18 protein-coding genes and 2 pseudogenes are annotated in these 21,927 nt (G+C 52.1%); 9 read left to right on the plus strand and 11 right to left on the minus strand.

The genetic code is table 11. The annotated features are described in order from the left end of the window. The first annotated feature begins 156 nt into the window (after window positions 1-156). Window positions 157-1,338: a polysaccharide deacetylase gene (locus ACZ5N7_RS12810; RefSeq protein WP_464654658.1), complete on the plus strand. Its 1,182-nt coding sequence runs from the start codon at window positions 157-159 to the stop codon at window positions 1,336-1,338. Between the two features lie 153 nt (window positions 1,339-1,491). Here ACZ5N7_RS12810 and ACZ5N7_RS12815 read toward each other — a convergent pair. Beyond that, window positions 1,492-1,641 (minus strand): annotated as a pseudogene (locus tag ACZ5N7_RS12815) (GNAT family N-acetyltransferase); the annotation flags it as partial. Between the two features lie 172 nt (window positions 1,642-1,813). Between ACZ5N7_RS12815 and ACZ5N7_RS12820 the strand changes: the two are divergent. From ACZ5N7_RS12820 to ACZ5N7_RS12830, 3 genes are all read left to right on the plus strand, one after another. After that, window positions 1,814-2,050, plus strand: a complete 237-nt coding sequence (locus ACZ5N7_RS12820; RefSeq protein ID WP_464654659.1) for a hypothetical protein — start codon at window positions 1,814-1,816, stop codon at window positions 2,048-2,050. Window positions 2,051-2,235: 185 nt separating this feature from the next. Then, window positions 2,236-3,537, plus strand: coding sequence for an AAA family ATPase (locus tag ACZ5N7_RS12825; RefSeq protein ID WP_464654661.1), 1,302 nt, complete (start codon window positions 2,236-2,238; stop codon window positions 3,535-3,537). Window positions 3,538-3,554: 17 nt separating this feature from the next. Further along, window positions 3,555-5,282 carry a hypothetical protein gene (locus ACZ5N7_RS12830; RefSeq protein ID WP_464654663.1) on the plus strand — a complete coding sequence of 576 codons (1,728 nt, stop codon included), beginning with the start codon at window positions 3,555-3,557 and terminating at the stop codon, window positions 5,280-5,282. A gap of 79 nt (window positions 5,283-5,361) precedes the next feature. Here ACZ5N7_RS12830 and ACZ5N7_RS12835 read toward each other — a convergent pair. Next, window positions 5,362-5,595 (minus strand): annotated as a pseudogene (locus ACZ5N7_RS12835) (HD domain-containing protein); the annotation flags it as partial. A 205-nt stretch (window positions 5,596-5,800) separates the two neighbouring features. Between ACZ5N7_RS12835 and ACZ5N7_RS12840 the strand changes: the two are divergent. Together ACZ5N7_RS12840 and ACZ5N7_RS12845 are read left to right on the plus strand one after the other, a co-directional pair. Next, complete coding sequence (locus tag ACZ5N7_RS12840) at window positions 5,801-6,430, plus strand: LbetaH domain-containing protein (protein ID WP_464654664.1); 630 nt, start codon at window positions 5,801-5,803, stop codon at window positions 6,428-6,430. Between the two features lie 145 nt (window positions 6,431-6,575). Then, window positions 6,576-7,520, plus strand: a complete 945-nt coding sequence (locus tag ACZ5N7_RS12845) for an SPL family radical SAM protein (protein ID WP_464654666.1) — start codon at window positions 6,576-6,578, stop codon at window positions 7,518-7,520. A 197-nt stretch (window positions 7,521-7,717) separates the two neighbouring features. Here ACZ5N7_RS12845 and ACZ5N7_RS12850 read toward each other — a convergent pair whose 3' ends face one another. The 8 genes from ACZ5N7_RS12850 to ACZ5N7_RS12885 all read right to left on the minus strand — a co-directional run bounded on the left by ACZ5N7_RS12850 (window position 7,718) and on the right by ACZ5N7_RS12885 (window position 16,114). Continuing rightward, on the minus strand, window positions 7,718-8,629 hold the full coding sequence (locus tag ACZ5N7_RS12850) for an acyl-ACP desaturase (protein WP_464654668.1): 912 nt from the start codon (window positions 8,627-8,629) through the stop codon (window positions 7,718-7,720). Between the two features lie 228 nt (window positions 8,630-8,857). Continuing rightward, entirely contained in the window at window positions 8,858-9,367 is a 510-nt protein-coding gene (mobB, locus tag ACZ5N7_RS12855; RefSeq protein WP_464654670.1) for a molybdopterin-guanine dinucleotide biosynthesis protein B, read from the minus strand. 18 nt (window positions 9,368-9,385) lie between these two features. Further along, window positions 9,386-10,087 carry a molybdenum cofactor guanylyltransferase gene (gene mobA / locus ACZ5N7_RS12860; RefSeq protein WP_464654672.1) on the minus strand — a complete coding sequence of 234 codons (702 nt, stop codon included), beginning with the start codon at window positions 10,085-10,087 and terminating at the stop codon, window positions 9,386-9,388. Between the two features lie 261 nt (window positions 10,088-10,348). Then, window positions 10,349-11,143, minus strand: coding sequence for an HAD family hydrolase (locus ACZ5N7_RS12865; RefSeq protein WP_464654674.1), 795 nt, complete (start codon window positions 11,141-11,143; stop codon window positions 10,349-10,351). Between the two features lie 15 nt (window positions 11,144-11,158). Next, window positions 11,159-12,538, minus strand: coding sequence for a metallophosphoesterase family protein (locus tag ACZ5N7_RS12870; RefSeq protein WP_464654676.1), 1,380 nt, complete (start codon window positions 12,536-12,538; stop codon window positions 11,159-11,161). A gap of 48 nt (window positions 12,539-12,586) precedes the next feature. Then, window positions 12,587-13,480 carry a carbohydrate ABC transporter permease gene (locus tag ACZ5N7_RS12875; RefSeq protein WP_464654677.1) on the minus strand — a complete coding sequence of 298 codons (894 nt, stop codon included), beginning with the start codon at window positions 13,478-13,480 and terminating at the stop codon, window positions 12,587-12,589. A gap of 14 nt (window positions 13,481-13,494) precedes the next feature. Continuing rightward, on the minus strand, window positions 13,495-14,442 hold the full coding sequence (locus tag ACZ5N7_RS12880) for an ABC transporter permease (protein WP_464654679.1): 948 nt from the start codon (window positions 14,440-14,442) through the stop codon (window positions 13,495-13,497). 64 nt (window positions 14,443-14,506) lie between these two features. Next, window positions 14,507-16,114 (minus strand): extracellular solute-binding protein, encoded by a 1,608-nt coding sequence (locus ACZ5N7_RS12885; RefSeq protein WP_464654681.1) that lies wholly within the window; start codon window positions 16,112-16,114, stop codon window positions 14,507-14,509. Between the two features lie 189 nt (window positions 16,115-16,303). On the opposite strand from ACZ5N7_RS12885, the gene ACZ5N7_RS12890 reads away from it, so the two are divergent. Then, the gene (locus tag ACZ5N7_RS12890; RefSeq protein ID WP_464654682.1) at window positions 16,304-17,431 is read left to right on the plus strand and encodes a GntR family transcriptional regulator; all 1,128 of its coding nucleotides are present in this window, start codon (window positions 16,304-16,306) and stop codon (window positions 17,429-17,431) included. Window positions 17,432-17,547: 116 nt separating this feature from the next. Here ACZ5N7_RS12890 and ACZ5N7_RS12895 read toward each other — a convergent pair whose 3' ends face one another. Continuing rightward, window positions 17,548-18,888 carry an FAD-dependent oxidoreductase gene (locus ACZ5N7_RS12895; protein WP_464654683.1) on the minus strand — a complete coding sequence of 447 codons (1,341 nt, stop codon included), beginning with the start codon at window positions 18,886-18,888 and terminating at the stop codon, window positions 17,548-17,550. A 688-nt stretch (window positions 18,889-19,576) separates the two neighbouring features. On the opposite strand from ACZ5N7_RS12895, the gene ACZ5N7_RS12900 reads away from it, so the two are divergent. Both ACZ5N7_RS12900 and ACZ5N7_RS12905 read left to right on the plus strand, forming a co-directional pair. Next, window positions 19,577-20,356, plus strand: coding sequence for an alpha/beta fold hydrolase (locus tag ACZ5N7_RS12900; RefSeq protein WP_464654685.1), 780 nt, complete (start codon window positions 19,577-19,579; stop codon window positions 20,354-20,356). Next, entirely contained in the window at window positions 20,353-21,927 is a 1,575-nt protein-coding gene (locus tag ACZ5N7_RS12905) for a UDP-N-acetylmuramoyl-tripeptide--D-alanyl-D-alanine ligase (RefSeq protein WP_464654686.1), read from the plus strand. The genes ACZ5N7_RS12900 and ACZ5N7_RS12905 overlap by 4 nt, the downstream gene beginning before the upstream one ends.

Here is a 21,927-nt window from a genome sequence, read left to right on the forward strand (position 1 = left end):
TGATTTACCGCTTTTATACCTTTTCAATCTGATGGTTGTGCTCACCATCGTCAAAAACCTGCGGGAGGTAATTCCTTCCTCGGGTTCTTTTGACGTTTCCGGTTCAAACTAAAATATTCAGGTCATCCATTATGGAGGAAGGAGACATCAAAACGGATGCCGCAGCGAAAATCGGACTATCTCTTCATCAGGAAATTTTGGTTGATCGCATTAATTGTATGCGGAGTGTTTTTTGCGTCGTCTCCCCACTACACCATAGCTGCAGATCCTGCGCTATCATCTCAAAATATCAAGCCCTCTCCCCCCACTGTTTATCTGACGTTTGACGACGGACCTACGCCTTTGACTTCCGAAGTTTTGGATATTCTGCATAGAGAACGTGTGAAGGCGACGTTTTTCGTCCAAGGGGAAAGAGCCGGACAGGAACCCGGCCTTATCCGCAGAGCGCTCCGGGAAGGCCACGCCATCGGCAATCACTGCTACGACCATGCTTACACCCGTCTGTACAGCAGCTTTCAAACGTTCTGGAACGAAGTCCAGCGGACGGAACAGATTGTGTACGGCATCAGCGGCATCCGGCCGCAGCTCGTGAGAGCTCCGGGAGGCACTTACAGCCATTTCGACCAGCATTACTACCGATACATGAAGGAAGCCGGCTATATCGTGTACGATTGGCATATCGACAGCGGCGATTCCAAAGGCAATCACGTTCCTGCCGGGCAGATCGTCCAAACCGTCGCCACACAGCCTCTGAAGCACGAACTGGTTGTTCTGCTGCACGACGGACCGGGCCACAAGGAAACGGTAAAGGCGCTGCCGGAGATCATTTCCTTTTACAAAAAGAAAGGGTACGCTTTTGCACCGCTCACTCCGAAGGTGGCACCAGTGCAGTTTCCTGTCGGAAAACTGAAGTGGACCCAGCAATGGCCGGCGGACCTGGACGCTTTATATCTCAACAGAGCCCGTGTGCACGCGGCCTTAGCAGCGGCTGTGCCGGGCTCGCAGGATGTCAACAGCCATCTTCCTTTAGAGGTGATAGTGGCCTCCGCTAGGGTTGTTTTTCATCAGTATCAATACAGCGACGGGGACGTCAGGGTGCCTCTCCGCCCTCTTGCAGAGGCTGCAGGAGGAACGGTCATATGGGACGAACAGCGGCATAAGGCCATTGTAAGAAAGGATTTTGTAACGATCGAGTACGATTTGGCCAATCATCGGATCCGGACCGCCAGTCCAGCTGGAGTGAAGCAAGTCCCCCTCGGAGATATGGGCTTCCGTGACGGAGAGATTTATGTTCCGCTGATGGGCACGCTCGAGAAGCTGGCCGGACAGCCTGCGTAGAAGCTTTTTCCAATAGCCCGTTCGCCGTTAGTGCTGTCGCTGTCCTGCTTACGTGCCCTCTGTAACTGGCGATTACACGCTTGTGCTCAAATAACGGACGATTTAACAATGCTCCCTTAAGGAGGGCGGCACAAAAATAAACTCATAATTCACACTCCAGAATGTAATTTCCGGTTTTCGCAATTCATCAAGATTTAGGGCATGTACAGTTTCCGGCGGTGAATGTTGCGCCATACCCTGAAGATGTTCCCCTACTAATGCAGCCACTTCAGGTCCAGTTAAATCATCTATTTTAATATCCAAAAAATTACTCCGCAGTCTCTATTATTTTTACCGCTAACATACGTTTTTTATAGTCAAAATAAACTATCCTGAGCAAACCCTCGATCATACTTTGGCCTTTCAAATAAAGGCGCACAAAAACGGATACTCTAATGCAAGAAGCATGATAACTTTCAAGGAAAGAGGTGTCTTTATGGCAAAAGAACGCATGAACCCGGTTTCCGGGGAAACGATCGAGACGGATGGAATTTATGAGACGGAATGGGGCAGAGAGGAGCTGCTGAAAAGAGGCGATGAATTTCCTTCGGATCCGATTCTGGGGGCGACCGAGTGGGAGCTGGTGCAGCTGCCTATGGACGGACAGAAGACTGAGGGCACCGAGAACCATTCGACGAAGAAGCGTGTCAATTTGGGCGGCACTAACGGATGATAGAATCACGCCGGCAGTAAGCAGGTCAAGGAACAGGCGAAACCAAAATGCGCCATAAGCAGAAGCAGCACGCGCGGTAAGGACATAAACCTTCCCGTCTGTTACAATAGATAGAAAGGCTGCAGCAGAAAGGGGGGTTACGCCTGGCTCCCCTACATATCGTAGGGCAAGCGGCGGCTAAACCGATGAAAGATATCCAACAAATACGCAGACATATATTGGAAGCGATTTCTCATCTGGAGAAACGGTTTCTCGAACGGGAAGAATTGATCCGGCTGTTATTTCTCGGAGCCATGGGCGGGGAAAATATTCTGCTTGTCGGCCCTCCGGGAACGGCGAAATCCCAGTTGGCACGCGCTTTGGCTGATGTATTCGGCACGGGCGGCTGGTTTGACTATTTGCTGACCCGGTTTACTACCCCCGATGAAATGTTCGGCCCGGTGTCTTTGCAGGCGCTTAAGCAGGATCGTTATACCAGGCAGACGGAAGGCTATTTGCCGTGTGCCTCTTTCGCTTTTCTGGATGAGATTTTCAAGGCGAACAGTGCGATCCTCAACTCGCTTTTGTCAATTTTGAACGAACGGGTGTTTTTTAACGGACGGATAAAGGAACCCTCTCCCCTCCTCTTTCTTGTCGCCGCGTCCAATGAACTGCCGGAAGATTCGGAGCTGCTCGACGCGCTTTACGACCGCTTCCTGATCCGTTACGAAGTAGGCTTCCTTCAGCAAATTTCCAGCTATGAGCTCATGTTCCAGGCTCCGAAGAGGCCAGTCCCTTCTTTATTGAGCCTGGATGATATTGAAGCCGTACGCAGCGCGGCGGAAGATGTGACGATCGGGGAAGCGTACATTTTTATGCTGTTCCAGCTCAAGACCGCCCTTGAGGAAAAAGAGTACCGAATCTCCGACCGTCGGTGGAAGAAAATCGGTTCCCTCTGGAAAGCCTCGGCAGCCTTGAACGGCCGGACCTCTGTCGATTTGCTCGACACCGTGTTTACTCCGCATATGCTTTGGGACGAGCCGGAGGATCTGGTGGAGGTGCGTGCCCTTTTTGACGGAGTGTTTCGTTCTGTGCTGCAAAAGGAGATGGAAAACGAGCTTCCGTTGCAGCATTCCGCCCGGGTCGTTTCCAAGTGGGAGAGGCATGAAGAGGAGCTGCATTCGTTTCAGTTCAAAAAGGAGATGGGGGCGAAGCTCGGCCATGACGCCACCGTGCGGCTGCGTGATCTGCTCGAAGAGTGCGGCTCCGAATTGGAGGACACAGGTCGCAGCCTGCGGGGCAAGCTCATACAATGGCAGCAGCGGGAAAGCCGGCTGCAGGACGAGTTGCTGGAGAACAACTTCCTCCTTCTCGACGCCGGCAAAATCGCGGTCCAGATGATAGGGCTCCGCATCGAAGGAGAGAAGCATCTGCAGGCACTACAGAAGCTGTACCGCACACTTTTTGACCGGGATATTCCTGGAGCTTCTTATGATTACACGCTGTAGAACGGGAGGCTGGGCCTATGATCCGGAGCACGCAGGTTGACAGGGTACTGCTTCAGGACTACCTCTCCCAATCCCCTGAAGCAAAGGACTGGGTGGCTGCAGCGAGCGGGCAGGTTCCCTGGTTTGCGCTGGAATTGCTGGAGGATTTTTTCTTCTGTTTTTATCTGGCGAAGCCGGAAACAGACGCGGGAAGCGAAGCGGACCCGTTTCACCGCTGGCTGGTCGGAACGCTGCGCAAGCAGTATTTCTACCGCACCATCCATCCCCGCACGGCGGGACAGCTAAGCGCTTCCTTCAAAACAGCCGTTAAATCGTTAATGTGGCTAACGAATAGCTTTCAGCAGGAAGAGGCGCGCAGGAAAAAGACAGAATCGCAGCCTGCGATCGGCATGGAGAAGAAGCGGCAGCAGGGACCCGACTCCATGCGTGCGCAAATGAATGAACGGCTGTCCAAGGAGCAGATCGAGCAGCTTCAGCTGGTCGGCTTCACGCTGCATCAAGGGAAGAAGGTCGTGGAAGAGAAGCAAGCCGCCCTCGATTCGCGGCCGCTCGTGGAGTCGGAGATCGCCGAGCTAAAGGAGCGCATTGTGGCGCTGCAGGAGGAGATGCGGCGGGAATTCATGAAGCGGGACAAGCTGAGGGCGAAGCTGAAGCTGGCCCAGGAGGAGCTGGCGCGCAGGCAAAGGCAGCTTGCGGCGTTCGAGCGGCGGGACAGCGAGACGCTCGCGGCGCTCGAGGCGGAGCTCGGGCAGTGGCTGAACCGTTCGCTGAAGGAGACCCTCTCCGAAGAGGAACGGGACAGCCTGAATGTGCACGAGCTGCTCGAAGCCAGCCAGCGGATTGCGAACCGCCGCTGGGGGAGCGAGCTGGGACGGCTGCGCCGGCAGCCGTTCGAGCGGTATCTCGAATGGGTCGGGAAGCTGAAGCGGCATCCCGACCTGATCGAGTTTCTGCGCGAGGTCGGCCGCAGCCTGCATCAGCTGCGGGCCCGGCGCAGAAGGCGCAAGGCCGAGCGGGTGCCTGAGGCGTACGACGACCTCAGGCAGTCCGGCGACATCACGCATATGCTGCCGAGCGAAGCCAGTCTGCTCGCCGATGAAGAGTTTGAGGCGTATTTTGCCTTGAAATGGCTGGAAGGCAAGCTGATGACTTACAATGTCACCGGCACTTTAGAAGAGCCGCAAAAAGGGCCGGTGGTCTGCATGATCGACACGTCCCATTCGATGAAGGGCACCAAGCTGAAGCTGGCGCAGCTGTTCGTGATGACGTTCGCCGCCTTCACGCTGTCGGAGCGCCGCGATTTCGTGCTGCTGCTTTTCGGCGCGCGCGGCGAGCTGCAGGAGCGCGCGCTTTACCACCGCAGGCCGAACTGGCCTGCGTTCTATGCGCTCGCTCAGCTCGCCTTCGGCGGCGGCACGCACTTCGACGCGCCGCTTGAGCGGGCCGCCGAGCTCGTGGGCGGCACGCCCGCCTTCCATGACGCGGATCTCGTCATGGTCACCGACGGTGTCGGGCACGTATCGCCCGCCATGCGCGACCGGCTTGCCGAGCTCGGCAAGCGCAAAAGCTTGCGGCTGCATACGCTCATTGTCGGCTCCGCCCGACAGCACTTGGCCGCAAGCTACGACATCCTGGGCGTCTCCCACCGCGTCCGCTTCGCAGCGACGTGGGAGAGCCAGGATGCCGCCAAAGACGAGCTGCTGCTCGACGCAGTCGCGCGCAAGCAGCCGGGCTCGCCCGCCTGAGCCGGACTAAAGCCCGCCTCAGCCCGGATCCGACGATCGACGAGGCCCTGAATCAATTGGCCAAAAGCAAGTAACAGACCTACGCTGCGTTCCCCGCCGACTGCAATAAAAAAAACCCTATTTTTGTAAACGCAAAAAGAGATTTTTGTATGGTTTCAATCACGTGTCGATTTTGAATTCCAAGTTTTGCAGCCAAATTCGCTCCTGACACGGGATGACGTCTTATTTTTTCCCACTCTGTCTCCGATAATGAGGATTCTTTTTTTAGTATTTCATCCGGAATAAGGATTTTCCCCATATCATGCAGCAGACAACCTACTAACTAATTATGGGTTTGCTCTGGATTATACTTAAGCTTTAATGCCATAATTTTGGACATCTTGATCAATCCGCTGCAAAACCTATGCCGTGCTTCGCAGCGCTTCGTTTCCACGAAAAATACTCTGCTCCGGTGTCGCTTCGTACTTGCATGATCCTTGGGCCCCTTTCATAGCTTCTTACAAAGGAGTTGAAGTACGATGCATAGACAACCAGGCGTCTACCCGCTCATGCAGATTATCGCCCCGAATCCTCCCATGGCCGAAGCTCCCGTCCCCGCTTACCCCAATATCAGCGACATCGCCGTGTTAGGCACCGGCTCGATGATTGTCGGAGACGTTTTTGTGGCCGACGATGTGTTCGTGGGATTTCATAATATTATCCGCGCCGACGCTTCCCCTCCTTGCTACATAGGACCCCGCACCAATCTGCAGGATTATGTCATTATCCACTGCCATCCCGGAGAGACCATGCTGATCAACGGGCACCCGGTCGGCGTCTATATAGATGGGGACGTGAGCATTCTTCACCATACTTGCGCACACGGCCCCTTGTTCATCGGGCGCAACACATTCGTCGGGCAAAATGTCTCCATCTATATGGCTGACATCGGCCGCAGCTGCGTCATTATGCACGGATCGGTGATCGCTGAGCATGTTCATATTGCCGACAACCGTTTCGTGGCACCGGGCCAAGCGGTTTGGACGCAGGAGCAGGCGGATGCCTTGCCGCCCGTACCGCTCAAATACAGGGACTTGAACGCGAAGGTCGTCGACTATTATTACCGCCTCGGTAAATCTTATCTGGCTTACACAAATCTGGTCTTCTAAAAAATACTGGGTCGTTGACGGCATGCCAGTTAATTTCCTTTTCGTATACACTCCGTCCGCAGTTTACTTAACGGTTTGCTTTATTACTCGGACTCTGTTAAAATAAGAACATATATTCGCATTCGTTTGAAAAAGAGGTGTATTCATGCAGCGCCGTATTGTACGCTACGACACTTTGCAGTCCAAGACCATACTTAATGCCGTTAAGTCACCCATGATGCCGTTCCAATGGTCGATCAACCCGTATCGCGGCTGCCAGCATGGGTGCAGTTTTTGCTATGCCCGCTCGACCCACTCCTTTCTCGGGGAGGAAGCGGACGACACGTTTCAGAACCACATTTTTCTCAAATCCAATGCAGCCGAGGCGCTGGAAGCCCAATTGGAGAAGCTGAGCCGTACGAGGAAAGGACTCAGCGGCCTGGGCAACGTAGCGATAGGTACGGCAACTGATCCTTACCAGCCCGTCGAGGCGACGGCCGGCCTGACACGCGCCTGCTTGGAGCTGTTGGCCCGTTATGAAATCCCGACCAGTGTAACCACAAGGTCTCCGCTGATTCTTAAAGATCTCGATCTGCTCAAGAAGATGAATATCACATCTGTGAATATCAGTGTCAGTACATTGAACAGGACGATCTGGAAGCAGTTCGAGCCTTCTACACCTTCTCCGTCCAAGCGATTGGAGACCGTTAAACAGCTGAACAGCGAGGGAATACCGGCCGGAATATTTATGGCGCCGATCCTGCCGTTCATAACCGACTGCGAAGATGATTTGAAGCAATTGATCGAAGGGGCTGTGGAATCAAAGGCTGCCTTTGTCATGTCTTCCTTCCTTCGGTTCAGCACATCCGAGGTGAAGGTGTGGTTCTTCCAGACTTTGCAGAGCCACTACCCCCACCTTGTCGGCAAATTTGCCGATATGTACCGCGGCTCCGCGTATGTCCCCGACAGCTACCGCACTCCTGTGGCCAAGATGATACAATCTTTGCTGTCGGCCAGCGGGTTGAATGCCCTGGAACCTTACCGCGACCGCAGGAAAGACGCCTCCATTGCCAAGAACGAGGAACCGGTTCAATTGAGCTTCTCGTTCTGAGATGTGTGGCGATATAGATGATTTCTGCAATGGCTTACATTGGCGATATAGTGGAGAAGATGATTGAATAAGCGCCTCGTTGAACTTTATCGAATTTATCAACATTTTACCCGCAGCCGCCGTAATCATAATTTCCTATCAACAAAAAAAAGAGTGCAAAAACCGGCCGGTTTTTGCAGCTCCACATTACATAGATTTCAATGCATGCCCCGGGCGGCCATTCTTTCGCTAATCCGCTTTAGCTTGGCGCGGTAAGCCAGCAAATCCCGCTTCGCCGCTTCCGCTTCCGCCCTGCTCGGTTGAAGCTGTTCGACACTCCATACTTCCATCAAATGGTCGAACACCTGGTTGAAGTAAGACACCGGCCCGTAGTTGGCTTCCTTGGCTATAAGGTCCATCCGGTCTTTGAAGTTCGGCATATCCATACCCGGCATGGCAAAATTTATAATGGCTTTGTGAATGAAATAGATGAAATTATGGTCGACTCCAAGATATCCCTTTACTGCATCGCGGTAAAAAGCAAAATGAAGCGCCTCATCCTTGGCAAGTCTGCGCAGCAGATTGGCCAGGTTCTTGTCGTAAGGAGCCGCGGCCTTCGCTACGTTATTATAGAAAACAAGTGTTGCCAATTCCTGGACCGTAGTATAGACCATCGTTTCCATAGCTGTATCGAAATCCGGTACAAAGCCGATCTCCACCACGGTCTTGCGCAGTCGGTGCAGTTCATGCGGGTTTGCGTTGCGGGTGATGATCAAATATGTCTCCAGCAGCGATGAATGCTGATCCTCCTCGGATACCCAGGTATGGATAAAATCTTGCAGCACTTGCAAGGAGCCTCTAAAGGTGACAGCTAAATGATGGTAAAAAAACGGAAGGTTGACTTCAGTGAGAAGCGAAGTTTCGACAGCGGTATATATAGGATCGGGAAGAGTGCGCTGATCGGGGGACCAAGGTGTTTCTTTGAAGCTGCGTCCCAGCTCCCAAGGGATAAATTCGTGGTAACTCCAATCTATGTTAGCGGCTCGTATGCGGTGCTGTGCGTACAAATCTGTCAACAACGGCTCCAGCTTCGGGTCAAAAACATTCAATCTGTAATTCTCAAATGGCATTATGATTTTTAGCTCCCTAGTACGACATATAACCTTCACCATACAATGAAAACGGCTTCTTGTCAAACGAAGGCCAGGACGCAGCTCCTGGGAAAAGTTACGGGCTCTGAACATTCAACTCCTGCGAATTCAGCTTATTTTTCCCAGCGCGTGGTTATCCCTGCGCCCGTTGCGGCTCTGCACGGCCGGTGGTCAGACCCCGCTGCCGCTTCGCCATAACCTGCCGGCTCAAAGCAAACGAGCTTTTTCCATATATTCTGCAATCCGGTCTATCTCATCAACTCCAAACCATGGCACTTCCAGGGTCTGCTCCGAAGGCAGGGAGTCAAGGTCTATCCAGGAAACGACCGCTTTAATGTTCCGGACAGAATGAAGAAGCAGAAGATCCTCCGCGGTCCTGACCATTAGCAATTTGGGATAAGCCTCCTGCTTGAATCCTTCGACAAGGACCACGTCCGCCGCTTCCATTCTTGCCAGCATGTCCTCCAAGCTGTAAGCCCGCTGCTCCACAAAAGCCGTCAGTCCATGCTTTGAAGTGATCCCGACCAGATCCGCTCCAGCTTCACGATGCTTCCACGTATCCGAGTCAGGGTGATCGATTTCGAAAGAATGGCCGTCATGCTTTACGGTGCCGACACACATCCCTTTGCGCTTGAGCACAGAGATCAGCCTGGACACTAACGTAGTCTTGCCGGTGTTTTTATAGCCTACAATCTGTATCACTTTGTTTGAATTCATAGGTGCGCTCCTAGCCGCTTAAGATCGATGATCGTCACCGTTTTCTAACGAGCCGCTCCCGGCGCGCGTTGCGGCGCTGCACGGCGGGTGGTGAGACCGGTTCTGTTTAATTTGTTCCTTGTAAATGGACAATGCCCTCTCGTAGTCCTCCGGAGTGTTGGCATTTACGACAAAACGGATAGGGATCCCCCGCTCCGCAAACGCCTCTTCCTTCAGTTCGATCGCCTGAATTTCCCTAAGGAACTCCATTACCCGCAGTCGGCGTTCTTCCAGAAGCTGCTGCAGCGAGGCGAGACAGCCTCGGCTGTATACTCCGTGCAGCGGATGAGTCTTTCCGTTTATGTGAGGAACTACGGCAGCGCTGCCTGCGGCCTGCTTTATCTCCACCATGAATAGTGCCGCACGGGAGGACAAGAAAGGCATATCGCTGCCCACCACCCAATGGATATCACAAGAAGACGAGTTGAACGCCGCATGCATGCCTCCGAGCGGACCTGACTCCTGTATGAGATCCTGTACGATTGTCACGCCGTCATAGTCCGACAAGTACGCGGAAATCCGCACATCCTGTGAAACTACAATAATCTCTTCACACGCTTTCCGCAATTCTTTGATCTGCCGCTCGATCAGCGCCTCCCCGCCAAAAGGCAGTAGCGCCTTGGGCTGTCCGCCCATCCTGCGGTTTTTTCCTCCCGCCAATATAACCCCGCACAGCTTCACAGTTCAACACCGCCGTCCTGATGCTCGTTCATTTATATGAAATTACCTTACCAACGAAAAAGTACATCGTCAATCCGTGGCATGCACAAGCTTGTTGTGTTCACCGAATACGGAGATCATGTTCAGCCGTTTTATACGGCTTTTTCCCTCTAGCAAGCAATATACCCATTTATTTTCAGATCCAGTACACTTTGGAGCATGAACAAAAGCCTGCAGCAAGAACAGCTGCAGGTTATGCATGGGAAGCCGAATGGCTTTAGTTCATCCACGGGAGACAGAGCCAAACGGGATTTTCATCAAATTCAGCGTTTCCTTTTCCTCCAACAAATACTTTCGGATAATGAGCGCCACTCCGTCGTCGGTATGGTTTGGGGCCACTATTTGCGCGGCAAGCTTCACAGACTCCTGGGCATTGCCCATGGCCACCCCGAGCCCGGCGAGACGTATCATCGGGATATCGTTAAGGCTGTCTCCTACCGCGACTGTGTCTGTTATCGCAATGCCAAGCATTGTACACACCTCCAGCAGTCCGCTTGCCTTGCTCACTCCAATCGGATTGCATTCCACATTGGTAATGTGTGAATTGCTCAGTTCGAACAGCTTCCACTCTTCCAATTGACCGCGTATTTCGGCTAAAAGAACATCGTCCTTGCTCTGGACTGCAAACTGAAGCCAGCGCACCTTGCGGAGATCCCTCGGCATATTTGCCCGCGTGATTTGTCCTTCTACGGTATGCGCCCAGTAGTTGAGCCGTTCGCCGTATTTCTCGATCAGTTCGAAAAGCCGTATAATCTGCTCCGGGTCAAGCTCGTTTCTTTCATGAAGCGTGTCAGACGTTCTCCAAATTTCACTGCCGTTGTTCACCACTAAAGGCAAGCCCAGCTGCAGTTTTTCCGCATAGAATCTGACCTCTCCAATAGGCCTGCCGGTGGCCAGAATTACCCTGATCCCCGCTTCAGCGGCTTCCCGGATCGCCCGGATATTTCCTTCTGAAATCTCTTTGTTCTTATTCAGCAGCGTACCGTCCATATCAACGGCAATCAGTTTGTATGGCATGTGCGCCTCCTTGCGTCATTTTGCAAAATCGAGCTCCAGGCGGATGCTTTCTCCCCCTTTAAGCGGAAGGAAATTGCACTTTCCCCAACGGTCCCATTTGTCGGTGTTCGAAAAATAGCCTGAAACGGAGCTGCGGACCCAACCATTGTCCGTTTCCACCTCCAGCACCATGGCCCCGATCGTCATCGGCTCATCGGCAGTCCGGATTATCATTTCATTACTTGCCTTCAGAAGCGGCCAGCACTCCGGTGCGATCTCCAAATACTGGCGCGCATCGAAATATTCCAACCGGGGCAGTACGCCAATATCTGTTCCATTCAAGAAAACACGGTAAGCTTCGGGAACTCTGCAGCTGTCGCCGGCAGCTCTGAGCCGAACGGACCGAATCTCCTTGAGAGACGGCAAAGGCAGCCCGGAGCTTGCTGCAAATGATGGTTTTTTTGTAATGACCGCCTTTTGTCCCCGGCTCCAACGAAGCTGTCCCTGCACTCCTTTGTCCAGCACATGCCAATCCGCCTGCACCTCGTTGCCGTTCACAGAAATCACCCACCAACCAGGTGCGGAATCCTCAAGATATCCCCAGCCGTATTCCATCGTATCCAGGGCAGGCAGAATCGGCCGCACATCCGTCAACGGTACGGGAGACATATCCGGATAACCGAGCACCGTGCTTTTCAATTGCGGGATCCAGTGGTCCCCGATTTTGTGCAGTGAAGTGATCTGATTATGGGTATGGCCGCAAAAATAAGCGTCTATCGGATATTTGGCCAGGACTTCTTTTATGGTATTAACAAACTCCAACTTGGTGAAATAGGGCCTGCCGACAGGGATCAACGGGGGATGTGCAAAGAGAAAAACATGCTCATAATTGCCCGATTGCGCCAACACGCTACGTATAAACCCAGATTGGTCGTCATTTGAGGCAAACACCGTATAGTCCAATATGATAAACAGCGATCCTGCTTTTTCAAAGGTATAGTACCCTTTTGAGACCGGTCCGGTTCCAAGCGCCCGGCCAATGGCCGGGTACACCAGCTGCAGGACCGGTTCCTCACCGTGCCTGCCCACCGTGCCGTCGTGCGTCCCGAGAGCGAAATACAGCGGAGCGCTGAGCCCGTCAAGCATTTGGAGCGCTTCCCCCATCTCGCGCAATCCCCCTGAAACTTCATCGCAGTGCCCCTGCATAATGTCCCCCGTCTGGATCACGAAATCCGGCTGCAGCGCAGCGATCCCGCTAATGACCTTGGGCAGCACATGCCTTGTCATCCAGTAATTCCGTGTAATATCCGCATATTCCGTGACTCCCCCCGGATGGCCGTTTAAAGCACGGTAATGCGATTCCGGCTGAACGTAATGCGTGTCGCCCATAACCACAAAGCGTAAAGTGTTATTCATGTTATCGATTCCTCTCGGTGTACTTTGTCGGGCGACCCTGCCTGCGGACTAGCCCTTTAGCGATCCTACCAGCATGCCTTTGACAAAATATTTTTGCAGGAACGGATACACGGCAATGACCGGCAGCGAGGCCATAATCATGACCGCATATTTGACCATATCGGCAATACGGGCATGCTCGGCCGCCACCGCCAAATCTCCCCCGTTCATCAGCATGGAATCCGCGGTTTGATTTTGGATCAGGATCTCCCTTAAAAAAAGCTGAAGCGGAAACAGCTGCCTGTCGGACAAATAAACAAGAGCGTTGAAATAAGAGTTCCAGTGTCCTACCCCATAAAAAAGAGCCATCACCGCAATGATCGGCGCAGACAAAGGGATGACGATTTGCAGCAGCAGCCTGGTATTGGAGCACCCGTCCATAATCGCCGCTTCCTCCAGCTCCCTCGGAATACTGCTCTGGAAAAAAGTCCGGGCGACCACAATATTCCAAACACCGGCAGCTTGAGGCAGCAGCAGTGCCCAAACCGTATTCACCATCCCCAGCGCCTTGACGACCAGATAAGTCGGGATTAACCCGCCGCTGAAGAGCATCGTAAACACGAGCAGCATCATCACCGCTTTACTGCCTTTCAATTCCCGTCTCGACAGCGCATAAGCGCATGGAATGGTTACAATTAAATTCAGGGCAGTCCCGGCTATCGTATAAAAAATCGTATTGCGGTACCCGAGCCACAGCTCCTGATTTCGCATAACCCGGTGGAATCCCTCAAATGTAATATTTTTGGGGAGCAGCCACATTGCGCCGGAATTCACTGCAACCGGGTCGCTGATGGAGGCGCTCACCACATAAATCAGGGGGTACAGGACGATGACAACAACGGTCAGCAGGAATACGGCATTAAGTGCGACAAACACCCTGTCGCTTTTCGATTCAAGGATCATTTCGTGCTCCTCCCTTACCAAAGACTTGTGTCGGACACTTTTCTGGCCAATCTGTTGAACACCAGCAGCAGCGCCAGATTCACCACCGAATTAAACAAGCCTACCGCGGACGAGAAGCTGTATTGAGACTGGAGGATACCGCTTCGGTATACATAAGTCTGGATGACATCCGATGCAGGCAAATTCAGATTGTTTTGCAGCAGAAGAATCTTCTCGAAGCCGACCGACATGAAATGTCCCAGGTTGAGTAGCAGTAAAATAATGGCCGTCGGCATGATCAGCGGCAAGTTGATGTGCCAAATGCGCTGTAACCGGCTGGCTCCGTCCACCTTCGAGGCTTCATGGAGCTGCGGGTCGATGCTTGCCAGCGCCGCCAGATAAACGATAGCGCCCCAGCCCAAATTTTGCCACTCTCCCGAAAGTACATAGATGGGTTTGAACCACTCGGGTACAGTCATAAAATGAATCGGCTTGCCGCCAAAAGCTTCCAGGACTTTATTTACAATCCCTGAAGAGGGATCCAGGAACGTGACAATCATTCCCGTTATTACGACGACCGAGATAAAATGCGGCGCATAGGTGATCGTCTGGATCCACTTTTTCATCCTTCCGTTCTTTAATTCATTTAGAGACAAGGCAATAACGATGGACACCGGAAACAAGCATAATTGATAAAAATTGATGAGCAGCGTGTTCCTGATTAATTGAGGGAAGTAGTACGATTCGACAAACCGATTAAAATGCTCCAATCCGACCCAAGGGCTGTCCCAGATGCCTTTACGCGCAATAAAATCCTTAAACGCAATTTGCACTCCGTACATCGGAACATAATGGAAGACCAGAAAATACAGGATTGCCGGCAGCATGAACAGATACAATTCCCAATGTTGCGTCTTCTTCCACCCCGTATGCCTTCCGGCGGATCGTTTGGCTTTGACGGCATGACCAACCGGCAGCTGCATTGCAGAACTCCTCCTTTAGGACGCGGAAGAAGCCGCCCCGGCCCCTTCCTTAATTGCGTGCCGTCTATTTTCCTTGCTTCCAGCGGTCATAAGCAGCTTGGTTGATTTTTACCAAATCATCGGCCTTGAGCTTTTTTAACGTAGCCATATATTCATCCCACTTGTCGAAGCCTGCCGCCCCGGTAATGAATTGGGCTTCCATTTGGTCGATATACGTACCCAGATCCGTCTGGATGGCGGTGACTTGCTTCTGTTCGTTATCGGTAAAGTAGACCAGCGGAAAACGGGGCTTTGCAAAAGGCAGGAATTCCTCCGACTTTTTCTCGGCATAGCGGTTGGCGATATCCTCCCGTTTGCCGTCAAACTCGCGGGATTTGATGATCGGCAGCTTGGAGCCTGCATCAGGAGTAATCTTGCCGGCGCGGAATTCTTCCGTATTCATCCCCTGCGGAATGGCCGATTCGTTGACCTTCCATTTCGTATGCCGGTCGTCAAGCCACACGTAATGCGTGCCTTCTTTTCCCCAATAAGCGAGTCTCGATCCCTCGTCCGTATACAAGTAATCGACCCACCGTATCATTGCTTCCTTATTCGGATTCTTGTCCGTAAGTGCAAAGGTTCCGCGAATGACCGGGTTATCCACCGGATACATTTTCTCCTGGTTAACGCTGCTAGTGAGCGGTGGGACCACCGGAAATTTGCTGTTGTCCTGCGGGTCTTTAATATTCATAACCAGCATCGGGAGCGCGTGATAAAATACGCCAAGCTGATTGTTTTTCCCCTTTGCCGTGAACTGTTCTTTCTTTTGGCTGAAAATATCGTTGTCGAGCAGCTTTTCCGAATACAGCTTATGCATAAACTGCAGGTATTCCTTGTACCCTTTTTCAAAAGGAACGAAAGCGGCTCTTTCATTCTTGACTTCGATTCCCGTATCGACGTGGCCAAAGTATGAGAGCATAATACCGCGAAGCGAGCTGTAATTCTGCGCTGACAGAGGGATTTCGTCCGGCTGCCCGTTTCCGTTGAAATCCTGGGATTTCATTTCCTTCAAGAACGCGTACAACTCATCCGTATTGGCAGGCATGTCCTTCTTCCCCAGCTTGTCCAGCCAAGTGGCATTGACCCAAAGCTTGGGCACCCTGCCCCGCAGCTCGTCCATGATCATCGGAATCGCATAGATATGTCCGTCAGGTGCGGTAACGGAACGTTTTACATCCGGATGCTCTTGCAAATATTTGTTGATCGTGGGCCCATACTTTTCGATTAGACCTTCCAGCGGAACCAAAATGCCTTGTTTCCCGTAGTTCACTTCGTCCATAGGCGTTAAAGCTCCGCCGAAAAACACATCCGGATAGTTTCCGCCTGCAAAGGCCAAATTTTTCTTTTCGGTGTAAGAGTCGCTCGGCGGCGTGTCGAACTCAAAATGGATGTTGGTTTTGTCTTCCATTTCCTTGAAGAAGAACATCTGGTCCCACGGTCCCTGAATAGGCCCCTTGAGTCCCATCATTTTTAACGTAACCTTTTGCTGCACAATCGGATAACCGGAAGCGTTAAAATTGCTTGGCGTTTTCCCATTATCCTTATTGGGTGTATCATTCTTGCCAGACGAACAACCTGCAATCATGCTAATAACCAACGAGCACCCCAGCAGTACCTTGACACCTTTTCTCATTCCTGCCTCCCGTATCAATTGTATTATTTGTATTATAAAAAGCCCTTTCCGCCGATAATACGAATATAGGACATTGCTTACATTTTAGTCAATTTAATATATTGTAAACGAGCAAGTTTCTTATATACAACATTGCTGTTCATTTGTTATATTACATGTATATATATTTCGCATAAAAGGAGATCCTTCATGAAACCGACAACTGCAAGACATCCTCTGTACAAACAAATACGCCAGCATGTTTTGGATCAGATCCATAAAAAGCGCTGGCTACCGGAACAGCAAATCCCATCCGAGCATGAGCTTGCGGAGCAGTTTCAGGTGAGCCGTGTTACGGTCCGGGGCGCACTGTCCGAACTGGTTAACGAAGGGGTCATTTACCGCATTCCCGGTAAGGGCTCATTCGTCCATTCCGGCACTGCCAGCCAGGTGCTGTCCGAGAAGGATGCAGATCCGGCCCCTAATGGAAGAAAAATGGTGGCTTTTCTCATGCCGCGTCTGGACAACCGGTTTACGGCCAATGTCGTCAGCGGGATCGAAAGCGAGCTTTCCAAGAATGGCTATCATTTGCTTTTCTGCAAAACACACGATTCGAGAGAACTGGAAAAACAAAAGCTGAAGGAAATGATTTCACTTGGGGTGGACGGCATCGTTGTTTATCCCGTCTCGGACGAAAGCTATAACGAGGACATACTGAAATTGAGTCTGGACCGGTTTCCGCTTGTCGTTGTGGACCGTTATTTGCGGGGAATTGAAACGAATTGCGTTTGTTCGGACAATCTGCAAGGAGTTTATAAAGCGACGAACCATTTAATCGAATTGGGCCACCGTAATATCGCTTATATCAATTCCGTTATTCAAACGACAAGCCTGGAGGACCGGTTAAACGGTTACCACAGGGCGCTCGCGGATTCCTTTATTCCTATAGACTATCGATTGCAGGTAAATTTGAAGGTGCAGTCCGGGAAAACGGACCCGTCAAATGTTGAAGTTTTAACCTCTTTTTTCGAAAGCAACCCGAATGTCACGGCGTGCGTTGCCGCTCACTATTCGTTTGCGTTCGATGTGATCCATGTATTGCACAAGCTGGGCAAAAGCATTCCGGGGGATATGTCTTTACTATGCTTTGATGACTATGAGTCTTCCGAGTACGCTGCCATCCCGCTGACCTGCGTGGAGCAGCAGGAACACCGTTTAGGGGAAGAAGCCGTCAAACTACTGATTTCCAACATCGAATCACACCAGCTGGAGCGCAGAAAAATGCTTATCCCTACCCGTATGATCCTGCGGAGTTCCACAGGTCCTGTTCGGCTATAATCGTCAGGAAACGAGCCTCTCGACTCTCTAAAAATCAACTCCCTGCGAATCCGCAATATATCTCACGTACATAGAAAATGACCTCCCAACTCCAGCGAGTTCGAAGATCATTTCATTTAGTCCAGTAGTGCACCGTCCAAGCGAAGCTGCCTCTGCAGATCGGAAACATTTACTTCGTGCGGCGTAATGCCGGTCTGTACCGCCATGCCTGCTGCGGTTCCCGCCGCCTGGCCTGTAGCCATGCAGCTGGGCGTGAGACGCGTCGTGGCAAGCGCTTCATGCGTAGTGGATATACAACGTCCGCCTGCGAGCAGATTGCTGATCCCTTTGGCGAGCAGGCAGCGGTAAGGGATGTCGTAGGCTCCGTCGCCCGAGATCCAGGCGGCGGTCACGCCTTTGTTCTTCGGGTCGTGGATATCGATCGGGTACCCGCTCCGCGCGATGCAGTCCTCGAAGCGGCGTCCCTCGGTGACGTCGGAGATTTGCAGGCTGTAGACGCCGTCCAGACGACGGGTCTCGCGTATGCCGATCTGCGCACCTACCTGCGAAATCGACGCTTTCTCAAACCCCGGCAGACGCTTCACCATAAAATCGGCGACCATCAGCACCTGCTTCCGCCCAAGCTCCTCCGCCTCCGTCAAATCCTCCACCCGGGTTCCGTCAAGCCCTTGTACCCGCGTCGTGTTGACCAGCACCTCGTCCTCGCCCGGACCCGGAAAGAACAACACCTGATCGCGGTTGATAGGCAAACAAGCGTCCTTCCAATGCTTATAGAAGCCCTGCACCGCTGTCAGCGGTAGCTCCTGAAGCTCGCTGATCGGCGTCTTTTTATAAAACTCGTCCGGATGGTCGAGCATATACTGCTTCACCTTGGCCAAATCCACGCCGCGCATCCGAAATTTCATCGTCATCGGCTGTGTCAGCTGGTCTTGGTCCCGGCCCTGGAGGATCGGGGCACCGGCCAGATATGCTGCGTCAGCGTCCCCGCTCGTATCGATAAACATCTTCGCCCGGACGTCGATCTTGCCGGATTTGGAAGTCAGCCGCACCGATTCGATCCGGTCGCCTTTCACCTGCACGTCGTCCACAAAGCTGTGCAGCAGAAGCTTTACGCCGGCTTCGCGGAGCATATCCAACACAAGCACTTTATAAATTTCAGGATTGTACGGGGTAATCGTGTTAACAAAGCCGCATGTATCCCGGACATGCCCGGGTGAGGCGTTCAACTCCTTCAAACGGTCCACGATTTCCTGCGCCGTCCCCGCGATCACTTGTTTGCCGTCCATCGTATGGAAGGTCATCCATGGATAGACCAGTGCTATTGTCGACATGCCTCCCAGGAAGCCGTATCTCTCGATGAGCAGCGTTCTCGCCCCGCTCCGTCCGGCCGCAATGGCCGCATTGATTCCCGCCGGTCCTCCGCCGACGACTACAATATCCGTTTCGATAGTTTGCATATGCCTTTCTCCTTCCCGTTATGCTGTAACTATTTCAACAAAACGACGTCCTGTTCCTGCAAAATGTGATGAAGTCAGGAATATCCGCCTCATTCAATTCACACCCGCTGTCAATTGCCAGCGAGCGGCTATGCCCGCTGACTAGCCCATCGCATAATTCAATTCACACTATCTCCCCAAACGTTGTGATCCAAATCACTAAGCCGTTTTGAAGGCTCCTGTACAATAAACGCATAAACCGATAAGCGAGGCGATAGAAATGCTGAACCAGCAAGTGATAGACATCATTAAATACACAGTACCCGCCCTGGAAGTCCACGGAACGGAGATTACGCAGAGATTCTACCAATCGATGTTGCGGGCCATCCGATATTCCGTTCACTCCAGACCTTTGTTTGTTTCCCGGCTTTCCTTGCGCAGGAGGGCCGGTTTTTTGCCTGGTTCAAATTTATTCGATTGCAACTGGCATCATAGACCCGTTTATGTTAAGATAAAGGTTGTGAATTCCTATCATTTCGGACCTTAAATTTTCCGCATACAGAGGCCAATGACCTTCCTGACCCAAGGAATAATTTGGGCTTTTTTTATGTAAAATAGGATAATCATCCCATGATTTTCCATATATTTGTTACCGCATCCGATTCATTATAACGCGTCCTGCTTAATAAATCTAAAGGGTGTTGATCCGATGAATGTAACTGTCGACGGCTTACATATAAATTATACCGTACAGGGCGAAGGGCCCGCTGTCGTTCTGCTGCACGGCTGGGGAGCCAACCTGCAGAGCTTCAGGATGGTCCAGGATTTCCTGTCCCGAAATTTCCGTACATACGCGATCGACCTGCCCGGATTCGGCGAAAGCGACGAGCCCCCGGTGGCTTGGGGAGTCCCGGAGTACACCGATTTTCTGCATAAATGGTTAACCTCCCTAAATATTGAGAACCCGATTCTGGTCGGACATTCCAACGGAGGGCGCATCTCCATCATGTACGCCTCCTCCCGGCCGGTCCGTAAAATCATCCTGATCGACAGCGCGGGCATCAAACCGAAGCGCAAGCTGGGCTATTACGTGAGGGTATATACCTACAAGGCCGCCAAGAACCTGCTGAAGCTGCCGGGTCTACGCCAATATTCAGACGATCTGCTGGGTAAATTCAAAGCGAAGCTGGGCTCCACCGATTATAAAAGCGTCTCCGGCGTAATGCAGCAGACGATGGTTAAAGTCGTTAACATTGACCTGCGCCATCTGCTGCCTTTGATTAAAGCCCCGACTCTGCTCGTTTGGGGCGAGAACGACACGGCCACGCCGGTTTCCGATGGACAGCTTATGGAAAAGCTAATACCGGATGCAGGACTCGTCGTGCTCAAGAATGCCGGCCACTTCTCCTACATAGACAAAGCGCAGCAATTTTTAATCATCATCAATAATTTCCTGAACAACGACAAGGGAGGCCGCCCTCAATCATGACCCATGCCGTCATCTATGTTCTAGCCGCAGCCGTATGGCTGCTTTATGCGGGAATCCGTATTCGCCGAAGCGTCCATATGCTGCAGTTGAACTCGTATATGAACGACCGCTTTTACCGGTACAACCGCCAGAATCTTGCCAAAATCCTTCCCGTCAGGGAATGGATTCCTTTGGCGTTTGTAATTCCTCTGCTGCTCGGTGCTCCTGTCTTCGCTCTGATTCTGTGGTGCATGCTGTACGCGGTTCTGTTTTTAACCCGGTCCAAAGAAAAGGAAAAAAAGAGCCTCGTGTATACCCCAAGGGTGAAAAGGCTGTTTACAACCATCGCCATCCTTGCGGTTATCGTCATTGTCATCGCAAACAGCTTGCCCGACAGGGACTTCGGCCTTCTGCTTTTGTTCGTCGCAAGCCTTATGCCTTCTCTTATTGTTTTTGCGGCAAATACCATCAACGGCCCTATTGAAAAGGGAATTAACCAAAGGTATTTGAACGATGCCCGCCGAATCGTGCAGAGCATGCGAAATCTGTTAGTGATCGGAATTACGGGTTCTTACGGCAAGACGAGCGTGAAGCATTTTCTGCATACCGTGCTGGCGCAACAGTTCAACGTGCTGATGACTCCGGAGAGCTTCAACACCCCGATGGGCGTGACGAGAACGGTCCGTTCCTCCTTAAGCCCGACGCACGACATCTTCATTGCCGAGATGGGCGCGAAGCAGACCGGCGATATTAAAGAGCTGTGCGACCTGGCCCAGCCCAAGATGGGAATCATTACGTCCATCGGCCCGCAGCACCTGGAAACCTTCAAAACGCTGGAAAACGTACAGGCGACCAAATTCGAGCTCGTGGAGAGTCTGCCTGCGGACGGCACAGCATTTTTGAATTACGACGATCCGAACATCGCTTCTTATAAAATCCGCAACTCCTGCAAAGTGGTCAAAACCGGCATCCGCAGCGAGGATGTGGACTATAGGGCGTGCGATATTTCCATCAGCAGCAAAGGAACCCGTTTCCGCATCGAGAAAAAGGACGGGTCTTCGGCCGAGTTTGAGACGGTTTTGCTGGGCGAGCATAATATTTACAACATCCTCTCCTGCGCTGCGGTAGGCTCGGAGCTTGGAATTCCGCTTGAGAAGCTGGCCTCTTTTGTCAGAAAAATCAAGCCTGTGCAGCACCGTCTGGAGCTCAAGAAAAACCCGGGGAACATCACCATTCTCGATGACGCGTTCAACTCCAATCCGGTAGGTGCGAATGCAGCGCTGGATGTGCTGGGGCAGATGGAAGGCAAGAAGATCCTGATCACTCCCGGAATGATTGAGCTCGGCGACAAGGAATATGAGCTGAACCACGCTTTTGCCGCGCATGCAGCCGAGGTTTGCGATTACATCATCCTGGTCGGCACCAAGCAGACGATACCTCTGCAGGACGCGCTGAAACAATCCGCTTATCCGGAGTCGAAATATTTTGTGGCCAAAAACCTCAACGAAGCGCTCCAGCATATGCAGACAGTCGCCGAGGCCGGAAGCATCGTGCTGTTGGAGAATGATCTGCCCGATAACTACAACGAATAA

The organism is Paenibacillus sp. JCM 18996 (assembly GCF_055392555.1).

Bases quoted from the DNA above. Each gene is read 5' to 3' on its own strand.
- ACZ5N7_RS12870 (WP_464654676.1), bottom strand. From the start codon at position 12,538: ATGAATAACACTTTACGCTTTGTGGTTATGGGCGACACGCATTACGTT.
- mobB (WP_464654670.1), bottom strand. From the start codon at position 9,367: ATGAATTCAAACAAAGTGATACAGATTGTAGGCTATAAAAACACCGGC.
- ACZ5N7_RS12905 (WP_464654686.1), top strand. From the start codon at position 20,353: ATGACCCATGCCGTCATCTATGTTCTAGCCGCAGCCGTATGGCTGCTT.
- ACZ5N7_RS12830 (WP_464654663.1), top strand. From the start codon at position 3,555: ATGATCCGGAGCACGCAGGTTGACAGGGTACTGCTTCAGGACTACCTC.
- ACZ5N7_RS12820 (WP_464654659.1), top strand. From the start codon at position 1,814: ATGGCAAAAGAACGCATGAACCCGGTTTCCGGGGAAACGATCGAGACG.
- ACZ5N7_RS12865 (WP_464654674.1), bottom strand. From the start codon at position 11,143: ATGCCATACAAACTGATTGCCGTTGATATGGACGGTACGCTGCTGAAT.
- ACZ5N7_RS12885 (WP_464654681.1), bottom strand. From the start codon at position 16,114: ATGAGAAAAGGTGTCAAGGTACTGCTGGGGTGCTCGTTGGTTATTAGC.
- ACZ5N7_RS12895 (WP_464654683.1), bottom strand. From the start codon at position 18,888: ATGCAAACTATCGAAACGGATATTGTAGTCGTCGGCGGAGGACCGGCG.
- ACZ5N7_RS12850 (WP_464654668.1), bottom strand. From the start codon at position 8,629: ATGCCATTTGAGAATTACAGATTGAATGTTTTTGACCCGAAGCTGGAG.
- ACZ5N7_RS12810 (WP_464654658.1), top strand. From the start codon at position 157: ATGCCGCAGCGAAAATCGGACTATCTCTTCATCAGGAAATTTTGGTTG.
- ACZ5N7_RS12840 (WP_464654664.1), top strand. From the start codon at position 5,801: ATGCATAGACAACCAGGCGTCTACCCGCTCATGCAGATTATCGCCCCG.
- ACZ5N7_RS12900 (WP_464654685.1), top strand. From the start codon at position 19,577: ATGAATGTAACTGTCGACGGCTTACATATAAATTATACCGTACAGGGC.
- ACZ5N7_RS12825 (WP_464654661.1), top strand. From the start codon at position 2,236: ATGAAAGATATCCAACAAATACGCAGACATATATTGGAAGCGATTTCT.
- ACZ5N7_RS12890 (WP_464654682.1), top strand. From the start codon at position 16,304: ATGAAACCGACAACTGCAAGACATCCTCTGTACAAACAAATACGCCAG.
- ACZ5N7_RS12875 (WP_464654677.1), bottom strand. From the start codon at position 13,480: ATGATCCTTGAATCGAAAAGCGACAGGGTGTTTGTCGCACTTAATGCC.
- ACZ5N7_RS12845 (WP_464654666.1), top strand. From the start codon at position 6,576: ATGCAGCGCCGTATTGTACGCTACGACACTTTGCAGTCCAAGACCATA.
- ACZ5N7_RS12880 (WP_464654679.1), bottom strand. From the start codon at position 14,442: ATGCAGCTGCCGGTTGGTCATGCCGTCAAAGCCAAACGATCCGCCGGA.